Origin of the sequence: Bacteroides sp. CAG:189 (assembly GCF_000432295.1) — a bacterium.
Lineage (GTDB): Bacteria > Bacteroidota > Bacteroidia > Bacteroidales > Bacteroidaceae > Bacteroides > Bacteroides salyersiae.
Window position 1 is genome coordinate 79,813 of record NZ_HF991121.1, and the last position, 20,275, is coordinate 100,087.

A 20,275-nucleotide genomic window follows, 5' to 3' on the forward strand; every position below is an offset into this window, starting at 1 on the left:
TATAGTTGTGAACCTTTTTTCTTATCGTTTTTCCGTTGTATTAAAATTGATTTTGTGTTTGCAATACATTCGGATGTTTTTTATATATAAGCATTAATGAAAAAGATGCTTTGATATGCCGATCCTTTTATCTACATTTGCTATTATGATTGATTGGAATATCATATTTAGTCAAATAGCAACAGTAGCTTTCGATATCATTTATTTCGGAGCCATTATCGGTACGATTGTCGTTGTGATTCTCGATAATCGTAACCCGGTGAAGACGATGGCTTGGATTCTGGTATTGATGTTTCTCCCTATCGTAGGACTGGTGTTTTATTTCTTTTTCGGACGTAGCCAGCGTCGTGAACGGATCATTGGGAAAAAAAGTTATGGACGGCTATTGAAGAAGCCAATGGCGGAATATCTGGCTCAGGGTTCTTCTGTCCTGCCGGAAGCCTATGAGCGGCTCATTAAGTTGTTTCAGCATACCAATCAGGCTTTGCCGTTTGAAGGGAACAGGGTAGACACCTACACCTCCGGATATTCTATGTTGCAAGCTCTTCTGAGGGAACTGCAAAAGGCGGAAAAGCATATTCATATGGAATTCTATATTTTCGAGGATGATGCCGTAGGACGGTTAGTGCGTGATGTTTTGATCGGGAAAGCGCGTGCCGGAGTTGAAGTGCGGGTTATCTACGACGATGTGGGATGTTGGCACGTGCCGAGTGCTTTCTTTGAAGATATGAGGGGAGCCGGTATTGAGGTGCGTAGCTTCTTGAAAGTACGTTTCCCGTTGTTTACGAGTAAAGTGAATTATCGGAATCACCGTAAGATTGTCGTTATCGACGGGCTTGTGGGATTTGTAGGCGGTATGAATCTGGCCGAACGTTATATGCGGGGATTTTCTTGGGGAATCTGGCGTGATACACATATAATGCTTCAGGGAAAAGCCGTACACGGTTTGCAAAGTGCTTTTTTGCTTGACTGGTATTTTGTAGATCGTACGTTGATCACCTCTTCACGTTATTTCCCGAAGATCGATTCGTATGGTGATTCATTGGTGCAGATTGTGACGGGCGAGCCGATAGGTCCTTGGAAAGAAATTATGCAGGGGTTGACGATGGCTATCTCCGGTGCCCAAAGGTATTTTTATATACAGACTCCCTATTTTTTGCCGACAGAGCAGGTATTGGCGGCGATGCAGGCTGCGGCATTGTCCGGAGTGGATGTCCGTCTGATGTTGCCGGAACGCGCCGACAACCGGATTACTCATTTGGGCTCCCGTTCTTACTTGGCAGACGTGCTTCGGGCGGGTGTGAAGGTTTATTTTTATAAGAAAGGCTTTTTACACTCCAAGCTGATGGTTTCGGACGATATGCTTTCTACAGTCGGATCTACCAATGTGGATTTCCGCAGCTTTGAACATAATTTTGAGGTAAATGCTTTTATGTATGATATGGTGACTGCTTTACAGATGAAAGAGATATTTATGCTCGATCAGAGGGAATGTACACAAGTGTTCCTTAAAAACTGGATAAAACGTCCTTGGCTTCAGAAAGCAATGGAATCAGTGGTAAGGCTGCTGGCACCTTTGCTGTAAAGAATAGGCAGTGGACCAAACAGCCTGTTGACGTGATTCTACTTGAAGAATGAGAAGTTGACGCTTCCATACACCCTTCTTTCTACGAAATGCGGATGATCTTCAAAGTTATTTTGTTTACCATGTTCCAATACGAAAAGTCCGTCTTCTTTCAAAAGGTTGTTTTTGAATATCAGCTCCGGAAGGGTTTCGAGTTCTTTTAACTCATAGGGGGGGTCGGCAAAAATGAAGTCGAACTGTTCGCGTCCGCCGTTAATAAATTTGAATACGTCTCCACGTACAGGCAGGCACTTTTCTGTTTGTACCTCTTTCATTATTTTACAGATAAAGGCGTGATGTTCCCGGTCTTTTTCTATGCTGATCACTCTGTCGCATCCACGGGATATCAGTTCAATGCTGATGCTGCCTGTTCCGGCAAACAGATCAAGGGCAGTGACGCCTTCTTCAAAGTCGATATAATTAGATAATACATTGAACAGATTCTCTTTGGCGAAATCTGTGGTGGGGCGCGCTTTGAACGTACGGGGTACGTCAAATCTTCTTCTTTTGTATATTCCGCTGATCACTCGCATGTTAATAGGGCTTGTATGTCAATATTAGTCTCCGGATTCATAATAAATACCTGAAGGATGAATTTACGTAATTCTGTAACCAGATTTTCTTTGTCGGCCAGAATACCTGTGAGATGAAGTTCGTCCCGTTCCTGATCGAAGCCGAGTTGCTTCCATATATAAAGCAGATAGTAGATACGGTCGGCGGTTTGTTCACATTCAAAAGAATTGGCCAATAACAAATGTCCGCGTTCATAGCAAAACAAATCCATTGCATTCTTACGCAGGGATACGTACATCTTTTTGCTATTGCCTAATCGGCTTTTAGTTGAAAAGTATTCGTTTAACGGACTGGCTTGCGAATAGAACCGGGCTTCGGGATATTGCTCCTTGAGAAACAGATAAGCGCTTCTGTCCATTCCGAATATGACAGTCACGTTGCTTCTTGACAAAACATTGTGCAATACTATTTCATTTTCCTTTGGGGAATGGTTGTGATAAAACAATATTCCGGCTTGTTCTTCTTCGAAAAAAACGGTAGGAACATGCGTAAAGCGTTTGTCTGCCATGAGGATATTTACCCTTCTATAAGGTAAAGTGAGAAATTCGGTTTCACGGAAAAACTGTTTCAGATTTGCCGTTAAGGACAATGAAGCATTGGTCTCTTTTTCAAAAAAAGAGAGCGAACTTTCGTGAATCGGATTGTAGATAGAAAAAGAAAATCCATCCGTACTGAGACGGATGGATAATGTATATTGTTCCGATTTACTAAAGTCGATTTTATTATTCCCAGTTTCCTGCACCGTTATTAGGACTTTCAATAGAACCTACCATCAAACCACAGTATTTACCCAATTTAGTCTGAAGGTCTTTCAAGTTAGCAATTTCCTGTTTGTCAAGGCCACCCAGATAAGTATCGTATGGAGCTTTTACTTCGAACATGAAAATAGGAGCACCCGATTTAGCTGTATCGTTTTTGATAGCCATTTCAAACTGAGCACCGCCTCCGAAAGGAATGTATCTCATAGAATCCGGATTAAAACCTTTTGGATAGATTGTGTCCAATACAGCTACCCACATTGTATCACGTTTAAAGTTTTCCAGTCCAAGTTTATTAACTTCGCTGTAATTACCGGTTTTCTTAGCTTTATTGATGATATTCATTGCTTTTTTCTCAGTCATACCTTCGTCCAGCTGCTTGTCTGTCAACTCACCTACTTTATATAAGAAAGGAAGCTTTTTATTTTTAACAAAATCAATCAAAGTATCAAAGCTTGCCGTATATTGACCTTTGTTAAGATTACGAAATTCCATCTGTGCTTTACGGATGTCAATCAGGCGGGCAATAACAGCTTGATCTCTCTGCTTTTTAGCTTCTTCAAAATTGATAGGCCCCATGATGCTGTTGTAGCAGATGTAGATCAAAGCAAGCGCACACAGACCTAATACGATATTAAATACTGTTTTCATGATAAATATGTTTTTTTAGTTGTTATATTCGCATCGCAAAATTAAAATAAATAAATCTAAATTCGATGGTTCCGAGAACTTTTTTCTCGTACAAAAATGATAAATAACTATTTAGAAAGGCAAATTAAGGAAAATTTTCCTTATCAACCAACTTTTGAGCAAGAAATAGCTGTAAAATCTCTTTCGGAGTTCTTGCTTTCGCAAAGCAATGACGCAGTGTTTGTGCTGCGTGGGTATGCCGGAACCGGTAAAACGTCATTGGTGGGTGCATTGGTTAAGACAATGGACAAATTGCAGCAAAGGTCTGTTCTACTGGCTCCTACGGGGCGGGCGGCGAAGGTGTTTTCGGCTTACGCAGGACATCCGGCATTTACTATCCATAAAAAGATATACCGGCAACAGTCTTTTTCGAATGAGACCGGTAATTTTTCTATAAATGACAATCTTGCTACACATACTTTATTTATAGTAGATGAGGCTTCCATGATTTCCAATGAAGGGTTGTCCGGGGCAATGTTCGGTACAGGACGGTTGTTGGATGATTTGATACAGTTTGTCTATTCCGGTACGGGATGCCGTTTATTATTGATGGGCGATACGGCTCAGCTTCCGCCGGTGGGTGAGGAGTTGAGTCCGGCGCTTTTTACGGACGCTTTGAAAGGATACGGTTTGGAAGTGCGGGAGGTCGATCTGACACAGGTAGTGCGACAGGTACAGGATTCCGGTATTTTATGGAATGCGACCCGTCTTCGTGAATTGATTGCGGAAGATGAATGTTATTCTCTTCCCAAGATTCGGATTTCCGGATTTGCCGATATAAAGGTAGTACCGGGGGAGGAACTGATCGATACACTTACTGCCTGTTATGAGCGGGACGGCATGGATGAGACAATTGTGGTTTGCCGTTCCAATAAACGGGCCAATATATATAATAAAGGTATAAGGGCGCAAATTCTCTATCGGGAAGACGAACTGAATATCGGTGATATGTTGATGGTGGCAAAGAATAATTATTATTGGACGGAAAAAAGCAAGGAAATGGATTTTATTGCAAATGGAGAGATTGCTGTGGTGCGTCGGGTTCGTCGTACGCGCGAGCTGTATGAGTTTCGCTTTGCAGAGGTCGTATTGACATTTCCCGACCATGAAGATTTTGAGTTGGAGGCCAATTTATTGCTGGATACACTTCATTCGGATGCTCCGGCTTTGCCGAAAACGGAAAACGACCGTTTGTTTTATAGCGTGTTAGAGGATTATGCGGATATTCCTGTTAAGAGGGATCGTATGAAAAAGATGAAAGCTGACCCGCATTACAATGCTTTACAGGTGAAATATGCGTATGCTGTCACCTGTCATAAAGCTCAGGGCGGGCAGTGGCAAAATGTTTTTCTTGATCAGGGATATATGACGGATGAGTATCTGACACCCGATTATTTTCGTTGGCTATATACGGCTTTCACCCGTGCTACTCGAACGTTGTATTTGGTCAATTATCCGAAGGAGCAGTGGATATAGTGGTGATTTTATGTGGTCTGTTGTCGATAGAAGCGGTGCTGTTGATTGGTGGTGGCAAATATAGAATGCGATGGTAAGTACAGAAAAGGGAGATACTTTTACGAGTGTGCAGTATCTCCCTTTTCCTTAACTATTTTTCAAGCGGTATGAAAGTAATGGCTTGTCCTCCGCCTTTTGCCATGCGGATAGAAAGAGTATCATCGGTTGTCACCGTTTTCTCTAAGATTTCGTATGAAGTAGGATTGGTTTCCCAATCGGCATTCGCTCCGTCGGCATAGACTGTTGCTTTATACGTCTTTCCTTTTTCAAGAAAATCCAGTTTGATATCTGTTGTACGTGCTTCTTCGTTAGTTGTGGCTCCCAAGAAATATTTGTCCTTTGCTTTACGGACGATTACTACAAACTCACCGGGTTCTCCAGCCAAAGCTTCCGACCAGTCACAGTCGGCGTCGAAATCACGGAAGAATTGAAAAGCAGGATGTCCTTCATAATTTTCTATCATGTCCGCAGCCATTTGGAGTGGGGAGTAGATTACTACCCAATTGGCAATCTGCTTGGCTAATGTTGTATTGACGCGGCAGTCCTTGCTATCCATGCTATTCCACTTTTTCCGGAAAGGTGAGTGCTTGGCCCGTTCATACAGGATGTCGAAGATTCCCGGTGTATAATCCATCGGACCGCTCAGTAATCTGGTGAATGGCAGCAGTTCGTGATGGGAGGGCGGATTTCCCGTACTCCAGGCGTTCCACTCCATTCCCCGTGCACCTTCACGCGTCATCATATTCGGATAGGTACGGCGGATACCGGTATCCTTGATCGGTTCATGCACATCGAGGGTAGTGTGATATTTGGCAGCTGTTTTCACTACGTTCCGATAGTGGCGCACGTTATATTGCCCATGATGATTGTGCCCGGCAGGGAGTCCTCCGGCATAGCCGGTTTTTACCGAATGTATGCCTAAATCTGCATACCATTGGTAGGCTTTGTCCAATTGATTCTCGTAATTCGGAATATTACCGCCTGTTTCGTGATGACCGATTATCTCTATTCCCTTTTCCCGGGCATAACGGGCTATTTCTTGCAGGTCGAAATCGGCATATGGCCGGGTGTAATCGAAGTTTTGTGTGCCTCCCCAATTTTCCCATCCTTCATTCCAGCCTTCAAACATCACCGCTTCAATGTGGTTGGCGGCGGCAAAGTCGATGTATCTTTTGGCATTTTCTGTTGTTGCGCCGTGGCGGTCATTGATTACCCAGCTTTCCACTCCCAAATGCATGCCCCACCAGATACCTACGTATTTCATCGGACGTATCCAGTCGGTTGTCTCCAATACGCACGGTTCATTCAAGTTTAGGATTAATCCCGAATTAATCAGCCCGACGGCTTTCGGGGCAATTTGTATGGTCCGCCAGGGAGTTTGGAAAGTTCCACCTGTGATTCGGGCTTTTACACCGTCCGGCCAGGGAGCCAGTTCTGATTTCAGCAGACAGTTGCCTGTATTTTTCAAGGTCATTTCGGGGAAGTCGGTCAGTGCCGCTTCGTGTATACTGGCATATATATTTCCTGTTTTGAATGTCATGGGCGTGTTGGCATTGTCTATTTGGCTTATGGGCTGTGTGCGGTATAGTAGTTCATAGGTGTCGAAGCTGGCCGGGATTGACCAGGATGTTCCGTCTTGTGCAATATTGAAGGAGGTCAGTTCATCCGTGATAAACAGGCTGTCCGCATTGGGCACCTGGTATTCGTAGCGAAATCCTATACCATCATTGAATACTCTGAAACGAAGGGTTAGCAGAGTCTCTTTGGTGTCTGTCAGGTGTACAGCCATTTCATTATAATGATTGCGTATTGATTTATTTTCTCCCCACGGTTGTGTCCATATTTCATCTTTGGAGTCGAAATCCGTTCCGGTAATGTGGAAATCTTCTGATAGGTTGATTCCGTCTCTGGCTTCGAAACCGAGAATGGAGGGAGCAATAAATGGAGTATCATTAACAGTGATATGGTAAGTCATTTGATTGCTGTCATTCAGGCAGAAAGCAAGCTTGATCGTATTATCGGGAGAGTTGATTTCTGTAGGCCGGGGACGGGTACAACAACTATTTGCTAATAAAATTAGTATGATGGAGAGGAGTATTTCTTTTTTCATGTCGCTTGTATTGGTTATATGGGTCAAAAATAATGAAATATTCTTTTTCGATCGATGATTATGAATAAATATATTAATTGGTTGACTATTTTACTTGGGGGATATGAGTGATATTGTTATTCTCTTTTTACAGAATTCTATAAAAGAATGGCCGATTCAATATGAACCAGCCATTCTAAATTTAGTACTTATGATTGTATTATTTTACTATAACTTTGGCGGTTTTTACTCCGCTTTCGTCTTTGACAACCACAATATAAACGCCTGCTGGTACATTAACAGGAATTTCTGCTACTTCATTAACTGCTGAAACTTGCTGTATTACTTTACCTGTGAGTGATACGAAAGAAACTTCGGCAGTCCCTGTAGTAAGGACTTTGATCATTTCTCCTTGCCGTACAGGGTTAGGATAAACTATTAATGCAGTATTGTCATTGGCCGGAGTCTCAGCTATATTATCTTCGACGCCGGTAGCTTTGTAGCTTTTATAGACAGCTGCCAAATAAAAGTGGTTGGTTTTACTTGCGGGAATAACAGTCACTGATTCAACTTTCTTATTAATGTCGGAAGCGATCTTCATCTCTGCAAGACCACTGGTGTTTTCTACAATCAGTCCTATTGGAATAATAGTTCCATTGGCTTTGATAAATATTCTACTTAGTATTTTAGCGTACTCATACTTATTACTAAGAGTCGTCGTTTTTGCATTTTCTACGGTAGTCTCTTCACTGGTACCATCGGTGTAGTTGATTCGCATTGTTACGTTAGCTCCAGCGCTGGCATAAAGAAAACGAAGTTCAGAAGTAGAAACTTGCTCGGCAAACGTCATTGTATACTCGGTGTCTTTTTGGGATGCATACATACTATTGTTTGCATCATAGGCACCTAATTTATATTCATAATTAGAAACATTGACTATACGTGAGTCATCAGAAATGTAACCTGCATCTGATACGTCCTTCGTATAGTAAACGCAATTGGAGTGAACGGCTTGATTCGCGTAGAGACAGCCTTCAACAGGGGTACGTTCAGCAATTATATCAGCGTTGAAGCCTTCGGAGATTTCGAGCGGCATGAAAACCTCTTCGAGTTGTGATGAAGAAGCTATGAAAGCTTCAACTTCGGCTAACGAAGCCCAAAAATAGACATTGACATTGCAGACAACTGCCAAATATTTTGTGGTAATCGATTCTGGGAGGATGTATTGTAGTTGCGATTCATCTGTAAGATTACTGAAAGTCTTGATAGTAGTCCAACTTGTGCCTGTATCACTAACACGGATTGAAATTTCGTTATTCACGGCACCTTGCTTGCCATTAGCATTTTCTCCTTGATTGTTGTTGGGAAGATAAATTTTTACTTTGGTAAGATCCCATGTCTCAGGAGCTTCAAATACTGCCCAAACATCATCGGTATGGGTCGAAAATTCATTATCACCAAGTACGGTTAATACATCGCTTGATGTGTCACCGTCGGTTAGCGTGTTAACAGTATAGGTGGTATGTTGTGCACTTTCAGAGTAGTCCGTTGAGTAGTAACGAATTTCCGCACTCATTCCGGCAAGTACACTCTCTTGTTCAGCATTGTCAACAGTTACATTGATGGTCTTTTGACGATAGTCTTCACCATTATTGACGCGGACAGTGATTGTTGATGTCCCTATTGATGCGATAGCTGTAACAGGAATTTTAAACACGCACTTGGTAGCATCTTCGGTAATTTCACCAATTGAAATTACTGAATTGCCGGCAGTAGCTATACAGTTAAAATTTTCATCACGATTTTCTCCATTGAGAGCATAAGTAACTTCGATGGTTTCGGTGGTTCCTGCAGCGATAGTTAAGTTCACGGGAACTTCAACATTGAGTTTTGTAGTCGGAGCACCATATACCTCAAATTCCCAAAGTGTTAGTTTGGTTGCTACGTCTGAATAGGGATTGAGACGTACGTAGCGTGCACGGGCCGGTGAAATATAGTCTGCCTTTATGTCTTCGCTTCGATCTTGTTCATCTACATAAGTCGTCCACGTTGTTCCATCCATTGACAGATCAATTCGATAATTCAGAATATTATCACCGTCGAAACCTTTTCTCGACTTGCTATCGTAGATACGGAAGCCATAGATGTCATACACGTTTTCGAGATCGATCACAGTCCAGAAATCAGTACCACGGGTAAACCAATATTCACCTGAACCGGAAGGATTTGTAATGCCATCGATCAGATAGGAAGGTAAATTGGTTTCATAAGCGCGGCTATAACTATGGATTGTTTTATTAAGAGCTACATTATAGATGTCTTGAATATCATTAGCTGAAAGAACGGCAAATACATTGTGATTTGATATTGTGTTGGTACCATCAGTTACGTTGACAGTTTGCTGACCTATTGATTTTCCTTTTACTACGATCTGATTTGTACCTTGTCCTGACACAAGTTCGAGTGACGAAGGAAGTGTCCAATTCCATGAAGGATTGGAGACCATACTTGTTGCGGTGATGGTTACGTTGTCACCAACTTTCACATACGTGGTATCAGATTTCAGTAAAATACCATTGGTCGGGACAGCAAATGCTGCCGTTACTTCTGCACCGCTACCTTGGATATTTCTTTTCATTACAGGGACAACTTTGACTTTTACCGATGTCTCGTTGTTGCTTTTTTGAACTTCTGGAATATAAAAACCTTCACCACGTGTTTGCCCTACGAGTTTTGTACCTTTGGAGTTGGTCATATAAACGTCAAAATGTTCGAAGTCATTATTATAAGTATAGTCCCAAGTTACACGAATATTACCCTTGGTCATACCAAGCGAATTGGTGACTTTCAGGTTGTTGATAGTCACAACATCAGGTGAATAGGAAGTAGGATAAAGGGCGATTTGGCCAAGTAAGGCTTTGTAATCGTTTACGGTAGCACTTGCTTTGAGATTAAGTGCAATCATGTAAATTGTTTTGCCTTTGAGTGATGATAGATTGTAATCAGCCACAGTCCAGCCATTTTTTGTTGTAGTTGTGGGATTGGTGAGTGTCACCTGTCCTTCGGTTACTGAACTTTGAGTAGCGACAACCGGTTCAACTGAACCGCCATTAGCTTTGTATACAACGCGAAGTGTACCTCCATTTGTAACGGGAACCATAGTCTTGTAAAGACGCATCAAGTGGTCGCCTGCCGAGAGTGTACCTGTAATCTTGTAACTTGAGCCTAACATATAGGCATCATCCCAATTAACACTAACGGCAAGGTCGCCGCGATTTTCAATCCACCAGCGCCATGTGGGGAGAATGGATTGAACACCGGTATTATTCCAGTCTTGAGTAGCTATCTTCTCTCCTTCGATGAAACGGTGTTTGCCGAGACCTACACTCATTGATGATTCGAAAGGCATTGACTGGATATTGGAACGTTCGAGGATAGCACCGGAAAATCCGCGCCATGTATCGAAGTTAGTTAGGTTAGAAGGATCACCAATGTTATTAACCCACATGATTTCTTCGTTACGGAATGTCTGCTCCTGAGCTGCGTAAGCTTTCTCTCCGCAATTATCAGATGTGCCGAGAAGTTTACTCACGTTATCTTTCCAAATACGTTCTTCCGGACAAAACAAGGCGATAGAGCCAACATGTCCTGTTGTAGGGAATGCTCCATTTAAATATTCTTGTGCACCTTGTAATCCGGCTCCTACCATTTGAGCTCCTGCGTAAACTCTTGAAAAAGTTTCCTCTATGCTACATCCCAACATGCCGGCGTATTTTTCTCTTTTATCTGTAACGGTTTGATATTCAAGAAATTGTGATGTGTTTTTATGTGATGCCAAAACTGTAGAGTTTACATTTAGCCCTGCATCGTAAAATTGGCATTCAAACCAGGTATACCCTTCGGCATCGGCTGCTTCATTGAATGCCCGTATAAAATGGCACCAATCAAGATCGGATGAGGCACCATAGGTTTCATTATTGATGAACCAACCGTCGAATCCAAAGTATTTGGCTATTTCAAAGAGTTTTATGGCATAAGGGTAAGTACCGTTCTCTTGTGTAAGTAATTGTTTTGGCCAAATATCCTTACCTCCGAATGCTTTAGGTGGAAGAAAAATTTGACCGAGAATTTTTACTCCATTAAGGTGACAGGCATCGATTGAGTATGCCGGTGGAGGGCAGATGATTCCTTCATCAGCAGCTCCAGACCAGTAAACTACCTTGTCTTTGTATTGGTAATATGAAGGGCAGTAACCTGTAAAATTATTAGCACCTTGTGAAGGACTTTGGCTACACATATTGAAAAGAATCGTAGCATCGCATATTTCCCCTTCATAGTACTGATATTGATTGGCTTTCATCAGTGTGGGTTCGGTAAAGCGATTAGCTAAGGGGATTTGACTGCGGTTGAATTTTGCAGACGGATCACTCTCGGGAGTCCAATTCTTGATGTCTTCAGGATGCCAACAACCTGTATAAGGTTGTTGTGCTTGCATCACTCCTCCTAAGCATAGAGAGAATGTAATAACACTAAATAATTTTTTAATGTTCATAATCGATTAGTATTAAAGTTAATAAATAATTATTTTATTGATCTCTTGAATGTATTATTGCGGAAGTTATTCGGTTTCAAACGTTTGCCTTCATTATCGTTTGTGTCTGCAACATCCCACCAAAGACGAGTTCCTTGTGTATTAGCTTTTTGCAGTTCACTGTGTTCGGCAAAATACCGGTTGTTGTTTTCACTATTGGGGTAAAGCAGACGCTTGATATTCTTTCCTGCAGGGACATCACCTCCCGATTCATTGGCAAGTTGATTGGCAAGTGCAGGGTAATCTGTCCGACGGAACTCTGCCCATCCTTCGCTGCCATTTGGGAAGACAGCCATCCACTTCTGAGTGATGATAGCTTCGAGCGCCGCTTCCTTATCACTGCCTGAGAATGGATTACCCTCTTCATAAATAGCCAAGCCATTGATGTAACTTTCAGTAGTAGAAGAGGCTATTTGATAATAGTCCATAGAAGCACGGATGCCGGCAAGAAAATAATCTTCTGTACTCATTGTTAAATCAGCGCCTCTCCAACCACGTAATGCAGCCTCGGCTTTTAGGAACAGAGATTCTGAATAGCCGAGCCATACCGTAGGGCGGGCATAGTTAAACCAGAATAACGGATTCAGCCCTTTACCATCAATACTTTTGGGCTGTGTACGGGTTATGCTGTAATTAAGTACCGACATAGAGATATCGGGTTCTTGTGCACCGCGTTTGCAACCAACAAAATCTTCACGGAGACTTTCTTCTCCGACAGCTATTGTAGAACTTGTCATATTGGCCCGATACCAGCATACGAGACAACGTGGATCGATGATTTTTGTAATAGAACCATTACGTCCGGTTTTTATTTGATATTCCATGCCTGATGAGCTAAGATTACGATAAAACTGTTCCAAATCCCATGACATCACACTCTCTCCACCATAGGCCACACTACACATAGCAAGTGCATTTTCATCACCGCCGGCATCGATACCCCCCATAGCCGTAGGTGCATAGCGCGGAACCGTCTGCATGTTGTCATCGTTACTTGTCATTAATCCATATGGGTTGTTTAATGCAGCTTCACCTTCCTGCTTTGCACGTTCAGGATCGATGTTGGAAATGCGTAATGCCATTCGTAGACGTAACGTGTTGGCAAAACGTAACCATTTGTTGACATCGCCAAAATAACATATGTCATCGGTGGTAGGTGACCATTGTTCGGTTTCCTCCGGACGAATACTGTCAACGGCTTGCTCAAGTATGCGGAACATTATGTCGTACACATCTGCTTGTGTGTCATAAGCAACATTATTGGTCTCAGGAACACGTGCTGATACATATTCTTTTAATGGCATTGCACCGTAAGTGTCGGTATTGGCAAGCGCAAGAAACGTATAGTATATACGTGTAATATAGAAATAGTTCCTATATTGGTCCGGATTATTATTGAATTTAAATGCACGTAACAATGTACGATATTCAGAACTGCGGTCATCATAAAAGTGACGCCAACGGGTTGCAGACCAACCATCGGCATATCCGTAATCCGGTGATTTTTTAGCATGTTTGGGTTGATTATTAGCAACATATCCGGCATATATGTCATGGCTCAAATTTGTTGTAATCTGATAATCATTATAGTATCCATCGTAAAGAAAACTGCGGAATGTGCTTGCTGCTCCGGCCAGATCGGTACGGTAAGCTACGGAATCTTCTTTTGAAACTTTAAAAGACAGATTAATATCTGCATACTTTGTATCATCTTCAGTTTCAGTATCGGTACCAGTTGAATTTGAATGATCAATCAGTGCATAAGGGTCTTCGCGTAAGGCATCAAAGTCATAACACGAATGTATAGTCAGCAACGATACTGGTAACAGTATCGCACTTATTAATTTCTTAGATTTAATAATTATTTTCATTGTGTCTTATGGTTTATTAGAATCCGATATTAATTGAAAATCCGAGGGTACGGGTATATGGTACGGCTGCAAAGTCAAGGGCTTGTGAAAACATCGAGGTGTCATAACCGCCGTCGGGGTTTCCCGGAGTATGCTTTAAAAGATAGCATAAATTGCGACCCACAAATGACAGTTTGAGCGTAGAGAATGGAGTACGTTTCAACATTCTTTTTGGGAAAGAATAGCCGATAGAAAGTTCTTTCAATTTGATATAGGAAGCGTCATATACGAACTCTTCAGCATAACCCTTTTGTGATTTATAAAGACCTATTGTCGAGTAATATGTCTGCGCACTAACGGGAATGTCGTTGGCACTTCCGTCTTGCTTCACCCCGGGTACTACAATGTAATAGTCCTTAACTCCATTTATTTCTGTATATTCCCCGCGATACTCTGTACGTGCCGAAGTTCCTACGGCTGTTGCCATTCCTTCGGATACGCTTACCAAATCACCGCCGAATTTCATGTCGAACATGGCTGCTAAAGAAAATCCTTTATATGTGAATGAAGGAGTTACCGACATCAATAAGTCTGGTTCGATATTACCGATAGGATGATCGAGTAAGTACTGTTCCAGATTACCATTACCTGTTTCGGGCATTGGTAAACCTGAATTGTCGACTACGAGATTCCCTTTGGAGTCGCGTTTCATTATATTATTAGCATATATGTCGCCTAATCTGCCTCCTACAACTGCACCTACTTTAACCGGCATATTGCTATCACCATCAAAATAAATGTAGTTAACGCCATCGGCTAATTCGTCAACGCGGGATATGTTCTTGGCTAAATTGAGAGACAGATCGAATGTAAAGTCTTTTGTTTGTACCGGTGTTCCATAAAGCATCAATTCGAAACCTTTGTTGGTAATTTTTCCGGCATTGACCCACTGTTTACTCCAAGGTGAAGAGGCGGCGACTAACATAGACTGGTTCTTGGTTCCTGTATAATAGTAAGTGAAATCAAATCCCAGACGATTATTCAAGAATTTCATATCTAAACCTACCTCGTATGAAGTTTTTGTTTCCGGTTTTAGATTATCATTCATCTTTATTGTGTTAGATACCGGTACACGTATTCCATTAATATAATTGTATAATCGAGTATTATATAGGTTATATGGATCAGGGTCTTTACCGACTTGTGCAAAAGATGTGCGGAGTTTAGCAAAAGTCATCCATTGAGGTAATGGCTTTTCGATAGATTTAAAAAAATCCGTAACTACAAAACTAAGACTTGCTGAAGGATAAAAGAAAGAACAATTTCGTGAAGGCAATGTTGATGACCAGTCATTACGGGCTGTCAAATCGAGTGATAAGTATTCACGAAACGCCAACTGGAAAGAACCGAAAGCGGAGTACATGGCGCGCTTATGGCCATCGTTGGAAGCGTTATTCAGACGTTCGCCCGTATTTAATATCCAATTGTTTTTCTCAAGCAAATTGTTTACACTTACTGATAGTAACTCATAATTCTGATACATAATGTTGGAGCCTAATGAATATACAAAACGAAAGTCATCGTTAAGTCTATTATCTCCCATCAGCATAAATTCGATGTTGTGTTCAAAATGAAATTCTTCTGTACGGTTCATCTCGTCAGTTGTTATTTTTTGTTCCCAGCTACCTCCTTTGTCGGCTATTGCCTGATCGGCTAAACTTAAATCGGAAGTTTGTATACGAGTACGATAGCCGTCAAAAGCGTACTTAGCGGAGAATTTCAACCAATCGGTAAAATTCACACGAGCGGCATAATAACCGAAAGCGCGCCAGCGTTCATCACTGTTTTGGTAGCGATGGCGTACATAATAGGGATTGGAGTACTGCTGATTAGGACCGAACCAATTGACGTGTGCACGTTCCGGTGTACTGTAATTGGCTAAATCTTCCAAGCGAATATTGCCCGGTATAAGTAGAAGTTGTGCTACTTCACCATTTAATCCGGTGAGCGGCCGGTTTTCTGCTTTTGTTCTTGACAGTGAAATTTTTCCGTCAAGAGAGAAATATTTATTTAAGGTTGCTCCTGCATTAATGTCAACAGTTAATTTGTCAAGCGTTTCATCTTTGAATAGTCCATCATTGCCGTTAAACCCCAAAGATGCTCTGAAATGTGATTTATCGGTAGAACTACCCACTGCTACACTATGAAATTGTGAGAATCCTGTATTGAAATAATCTTTCAATTTGTTGCCATAATATGAATAAGGTATTACTTCACCATTCCATGTGCGCTCCATGCGACCGTCAAGTTCGGGGCCGTAAGCAAGTTCGCCACTTAAAGTTCTATTGGCTATATATTCGTTATATGCATCCCATTCATCTCTATGTGCATTGTCGTTGGGTACAGTAGGTCTTGCCACTGCTTGGCTTCCTTCTTGGGGCTTATATACTAATTCACCTCTACTACCTTGCCCGTATCTATCCTGCATTTTCAATGTTCCGGTTATTTGGCTCCAAGTGAAATTTCCATTGTAGGTTACACCGAAACCGTCTTTTTTACTACCTTTTTTGGTTGTAACAAGAATTACACCATTACCGGCACGTGATCCATATAGGGCGGCAGCATTCGGCCCTTTCAATACGGAGATTGATTCAATGTCTTCGGGGTTGATGTCGAAAGACGTACCTCCACGATCGTACCCTCCATAGGCGGAGGCTTCGGACGTCTGGTTATCAGTGAAAGGTACACCGTCTACAATCCATAATGGTTGGTTGTTGTCTGTTAAAGAAGAGTTACCACGGATTGTTATTTTAGTAGAACCACCTAAACCGGTACTGGAGGTATTCATTTGTAATCCGGCAACTTTTCCTTGCAATGCACTGGTTACGGAAGGATCTCCGGTCGTGTTCAATGCGTCGCTCTTTATTTCTTGAACGGAATATCCGAGCATCTTTTTTTCACGTTTGATCCCCAATGCTGTTACTACGACTTCATCAATTACTTGCGTATCGGATGTCATTTTCAGGTTGATAACAGCCTGTTCTTTTACGGTTATTTCTTGCGGGGTATAGCCTATGTATGAAAACTGGAGGACAGGGTTTTCTTCATCGACCATTAAGGTGTAATTACCGTCGAAATCGCTGATTACTCCATTGGTCGTTCCTTTTACAAGTACATTTACACCAATCAACGGTTCACCGTTTTCATCGACAATAGTTCCGCTTATTTTACGTGGTTGTCCTACCTTTGGTTGTTGATCTTGGACAGGTGTTTGAGGTTTCAGATAGATAATGTTATCTTCTACCTTAAATGAAATGTTTTTATTTTTAAGGATTTGGTTTAATACATCTTCTACTGATGCATTTTCTACTTTTATGGCTTCAACGGGAGTCGTAGACAATTGATCGTCATAAAAGAATTGATATTCGGATTGAGACTGAATTTGCTTAATAATAGCTCCTAATGTGGTACGAGAGGTGTTCAACGTCAATTGAGCGAATGCCCATTGTACTGGGATTGCCATAAGCAAAAGAATCAGTAAAGCCCGAAGTAGTTTAGTACTTCGAAAAGAATGATTGCTTTCCATAAACAAAATTTAGTGGTTATACATTAGTAATATATTCGCATGAGGAGATTTCCGTTCCCCTTTTGATAATAAAACAATAGTAATTGAAAATACACTTACTGCTAAACGAAGTTTTTTAAAAATAATTTTGTTTATATGTGCAAGGAGTGTGTTAATACAGTTTTCTGTTGCCTTAAAAGCGTTTTTATATAGATGATTATGAGGTGAAACATTATATTAACTTTGTTTCCTCCGGAGAAACCATTCGTTCCACACCGAGAAACAAAAAGTTTCATACGGATGAAACAAAAAGTTTCATACGGATGAAACAAAGAGTTTCAAGCTGATGAAACAAAGAGTTCCAACCTAATGAAACAAGGAGTTCCATGTAGAAGAAACTTTCCTTTCCAATAAATTGAAACGAATTATTATATTGTACTGGGATTTAGTTGACAACTTCTCTTGTTATACTAAGTTAGTTTGCGCCATATTTTTTAGACCTCAATGAGTTTGCTTTCCCGTTGTTAGTCCTATATAGGTTGTCATTTTAGAGATCTTGCAAAATATATATCCTCGTTTATAAATGCAATGTTCCTGTTTGAAAGGGGGGAGGGGAGATAATAAACAACTCCCTTCACAATCCCATGCCTTTGTCGGACATTGGAAAAAGTGAAGGGAGTGAGTAAACGGATTTACTGTTGGGGTCTGGATGCAATCAGTAAAAAAGGAATAAATTCGATTATTTTTTCTTTTCTTCTGTTGAAAAGGAATAGGGGAAATCAGAAGGCTGAATACCTCTCTGTAAATTAGGAGTCCGGCTCATATGGCATTTTATGGTTCCGCCTTTGAGCAGATCCCCGTGTTTCAGATAGTTCTTGGTATAATTATCTCCGTTGAACTGGAGCGATTTTATATACATGGTATTCTCGTCATTGTCAGGAGCATCTATTACCAAATTATTACCATTCTCCAGATGTAGGGTCGCTTTCTTGAACAGAGGGGCTCCAAGTACATATTCATCGGTTCCCGGACATACCGGGTAGAATCCCAATGCAGAGAATACATACCAGGCAGAAGTTTGACCGTTATCTTCATCACCGCAATAACCGTCGGGGCCGGGAGTATACATGCGATCCATCACTTGGCGTAACCAATATTGGGCTTTCCAGGGTTGTCCGGCATAATTGTACAGATAGATCATGTGCTGAATGGGCTGATTGCCGTGTGCATAATTTCCCATATTCATTACGGTCATTTCGCGGATCTCATGAATTACTTGTCCGTAATAGCTGTCGTCGAATAAAGGTGGAACGGCAAATACGGAGTCGAGCATCTGCACGAAGGGGGCTTCACCTCCCATAAGGTCAATCAGTCCCTGGGGATCATGGAATACAGACCAGGAATAGTGCCAGCTATTGCCTTCTGTGAAAGCATCTCCCCATTTTAAAGGGGAGAAAGGAGATTGAAACTGACCGTCTTCATTGCGTCCGCGCATCAATTTCGATTCCTTGTCGAATATATTACGATAATTCATGGCACGTTGTGCAAAGAGCTTTTGCTCTTTTTTCGGGCGGTTCAGTGCTTTGGCAAGCTGGTAGATACACCAGTCGTTGTATGCGTATTCTAATGTACGGGCAGCATTTTCGTTGATTTTTACATCATAGGGCACGTAACCCAATTTATTGTAATATTCATATCCGAGACGTCCGGTAGAAGAAACTTCCGGATGTACATTTTCTGTTCCGTGAATAAGCCCTTCGTACAGTGTTTTTACATCGTCCACTTTCACTCCTTTCAAGTAGGCATCTACCAGTACGGATGCCGAGTTGTTACCAATCATGCAACCTCTGTGTCCGGGGCTTGCCCATTCGGGGAAGAATCCGCTTTCCTTGTAGGTATTGATGAGACCTTCCTGCATCTCTTGGTTCACCGACGGATACATTAAGTTGAGAAAAGGAAACAGGCAACGGAAGGTGTCCCAGAAACCGGTGTCGGTGTACATGTATCCGGGAAGCACTTGTCCGTTGTATGGGCTGTAATGAACAGGATTTCCGTTTATATCCAGTTCGTAGAATTTGCGTGGAAAAAGAAGAGAGCGATAGAGGCACGAATAGAATGTGCGATATTGATCGAGATTACCGCCTTCTACTTCTATTTTACCTAAAACGTTGTTCCAGGAATCTTTTCCTTTCTGGACTAAGGTGTCGAAATCATCGTTTCCGAGTTCTTTCAGATTCTGTACGGCTTGGTCGGGGCTGATGAACGAAGAGGCGATACGGGCATGCACTATTTCTCCTTTACGGGTTTTGAAACCGATAACGGCACCGGTGTGGTCGGCTGTTTGTTCAAGCGTATTTTCTTTCAGAGCCTTGTCTGCAAAAGTAGCTTTATAGGTAAACGGTTTATCGAATTCGATAACGAAGTAGTTTTTAAAATTCTCCGGTACTCCTCCGCTATTGCGTGTAGTGTAACCGATGATTTTGTTCTGTTCCGGTAAAATACGGACGTATGACCCTTTGTCAAAGGCATCTATAACGATGTACGAATGATCATTTTCCGGAAAGGTAAAGCGGAAAAGAACGGCACGCTCGGTTGGGGTCATTTCGGTTACTACATCGTGTTCGGCAAGGTATACTTTATAATAATGAGGGCGGGCTACTTCTCCTTTGTGGGCGAACCAGCTGGCTCGTTTTTCTTCATCGAATTCGGGCTTCCCAACAACAGGCATAATAGAAAACTGCCCGTAATCATTGATCCATGGGCTGGGCTGATGGGTCTGTTTGAAACCGCGAATTTTGTTTGCAGTGTAAACATACTGCCAGCCATCCCCCATTTTTCCGGTTTGGGATGTCCAGAAGTTCATTCCCCAAGGGCGGGAAATAGCAGGATATGTATTTCCGGTGGAGAGTTCGTAGGAAGACTGGGTTCCCATCAGGGGATTGACATATTGAGTCCAGTCTTTTGCCTGGATAAGAAGTGCGCTACTCAGCGTACAGATCATTAAAAGAAGTTTTTTCATA

10 protein-coding genes are annotated in these 20,275 nt (G+C 41.8%); 2 read left to right on the plus strand and 8 right to left on the minus strand.

The window, feature by feature from the left end:
• Nucleotides 1-145 precede the first annotated feature (145 nt).
• Complete coding sequence (gene cls, locus QVP90_RS17565) at nt 146-1,585, plus strand: cardiolipin synthase (RefSeq protein WP_264381136.1); 1,440 nt, start codon at nt 146-148, stop codon at nt 1,583-1,585.
• 38 nt (nt 1,586-1,623) lie between these two features.
• Here the strand turns inward: cls and rsmD are convergent, their stop codons facing one another.
• From rsmD to QVP90_RS17580, 3 genes are read right to left on the minus strand one after another with little or no spacing between them, the layout of a single operon-like run.
• Nucleotides 1,624-2,157, minus strand: a complete 534-nt coding sequence (rsmD, locus tag QVP90_RS17570; RefSeq protein WP_021937146.1) for a 16S rRNA (guanine(966)-N(2))-methyltransferase RsmD — start codon at nt 2,155-2,157, stop codon at nt 1,624-1,626.
• Nucleotides 2,148-2,939, minus strand: coding sequence for a DUF3822 family protein (locus QVP90_RS17575; RefSeq protein ID WP_021937147.1), 792 nt, complete (start codon nt 2,937-2,939; stop codon nt 2,148-2,150). The genes rsmD and QVP90_RS17575 overlap by 10 nt, the downstream gene beginning before the upstream one ends.
• The gene (locus QVP90_RS17580; protein WP_021937148.1) at nt 2,920-3,606 is read right to left on the minus strand and encodes a hypothetical protein; all 687 of its coding nucleotides are present in this window, start codon (nt 3,604-3,606) and stop codon (nt 2,920-2,922) included. Before QVP90_RS17580 ends, QVP90_RS17575 begins: the two co-directional genes overlap by 20 nt.
• Nucleotides 3,607-3,702: 96 nt before the next feature.
• Here QVP90_RS17580 and QVP90_RS17585 point away from each other — a divergent pair, with 96 nt between their 5' ends.
• Complete coding sequence (locus tag QVP90_RS17585; RefSeq protein WP_021937149.1) at nt 3,703-5,121, plus strand: ATP-dependent DNA helicase; 1,419 nt, start codon at nt 3,703-3,705, stop codon at nt 5,119-5,121.
• Nucleotides 5,122-5,251: 130 nt separating this feature from the next.
• Here the strand turns inward: QVP90_RS17585 and QVP90_RS17590 are convergent, their stop codons facing one another.
• The 5 genes from QVP90_RS17590 to QVP90_RS17610 form a co-directional block, all read right to left on the minus strand.
• Entirely contained in the window at nt 5,252-7,270 is a 2,019-nt protein-coding gene (locus QVP90_RS17590) for a glycoside hydrolase family 97 protein (protein WP_021937150.1), read from the minus strand.
• A 199-nt stretch (nt 7,271-7,469) separates the two neighbouring features.
• Nucleotides 7,470-11,801 (minus strand): endo-beta-N-acetylglucosaminidase, encoded by a 4,332-nt coding sequence (locus tag QVP90_RS17595; RefSeq protein ID WP_021937151.1) that lies wholly within the window; start codon nt 11,799-11,801, stop codon nt 7,470-7,472.
• 29 nt (nt 11,802-11,830) lie between these two features.
• A complete protein-coding gene (locus QVP90_RS17600) occupies nt 11,831-13,711 on the minus strand; it encodes a SusD/RagB family nutrient-binding outer membrane lipoprotein (protein ID WP_021937152.1) in 1,881 nt (626 codons plus the stop codon).
• A gap of 16 nt (nt 13,712-13,727) precedes the next feature.
• Nucleotides 13,728-17,276: a SusC/RagA family TonB-linked outer membrane protein gene (locus QVP90_RS17605; RefSeq protein WP_021937153.1), complete on the minus strand. Its 3,549-nt coding sequence runs from the start codon at nt 17,274-17,276 to the stop codon at nt 13,728-13,730.
• Between the two features lie 718 nt (nt 17,277-17,994).
• Nucleotides 17,995-20,274 carry a GH92 family glycosyl hydrolase gene (locus QVP90_RS17610; RefSeq protein WP_264380765.1) on the minus strand — a complete coding sequence of 760 codons (2,280 nt, stop codon included), beginning with the start codon at nt 20,272-20,274 and terminating at the stop codon, nt 17,995-17,997.
• Between the last annotated feature and the right edge of the window lies 1 nt (nt 20,275).

What these genes read in the sequence shown, in the direction of transcription:
- cls (WP_264381136.1), top strand. Translation starts at nt 146, where the DNA reads ATGATTGATTGGAATATCATATTTAGTCAAATAGCAACAGTAGCTTTC.
- rsmD (WP_021937146.1), bottom strand. Translation starts at nt 2,157, where the DNA reads ATGCGAGTGATCAGCGGAATATACAAAAGAAGAAGATTTGACGTACCC.
- QVP90_RS17580 (WP_021937148.1), bottom strand. Translation starts at nt 3,606, where the DNA reads ATGAAAACAGTATTTAATATCGTATTAGGTCTGTGTGCGCTTGCTTTG.
- QVP90_RS17585 (WP_021937149.1), top strand. Translation starts at nt 3,703, where the DNA reads ATGATAAATAACTATTTAGAAAGGCAAATTAAGGAAAATTTTCCTTAT.
- QVP90_RS17590 (WP_021937150.1), bottom strand. Translation starts at nt 7,270, where the DNA reads ATGAAAAAAGAAATACTCCTCTCCATCATACTAATTTTATTAGCAAAT.
- QVP90_RS17595 (WP_021937151.1), bottom strand. Translation starts at nt 11,801, where the DNA reads ATGAACATTAAAAAATTATTTAGTGTTATTACATTCTCTCTATGCTTA.
- QVP90_RS17600 (WP_021937152.1), bottom strand. Translation starts at nt 13,711, where the DNA reads ATGAAAATAATTATTAAATCTAAGAAATTAATAAGTGCGATACTGTTA.
- QVP90_RS17605 (WP_021937153.1), bottom strand. Translation starts at nt 17,276, where the DNA reads ATGGAAAGCAATCATTCTTTTCGAAGTACTAAACTACTTCGGGCTTTA.
- QVP90_RS17610 (WP_264380765.1), bottom strand. Translation starts at nt 20,274, where the DNA reads ATGAAAAAACTTCTTTTAATGATCTGTACGCTGAGTAGCGCACTTCTT.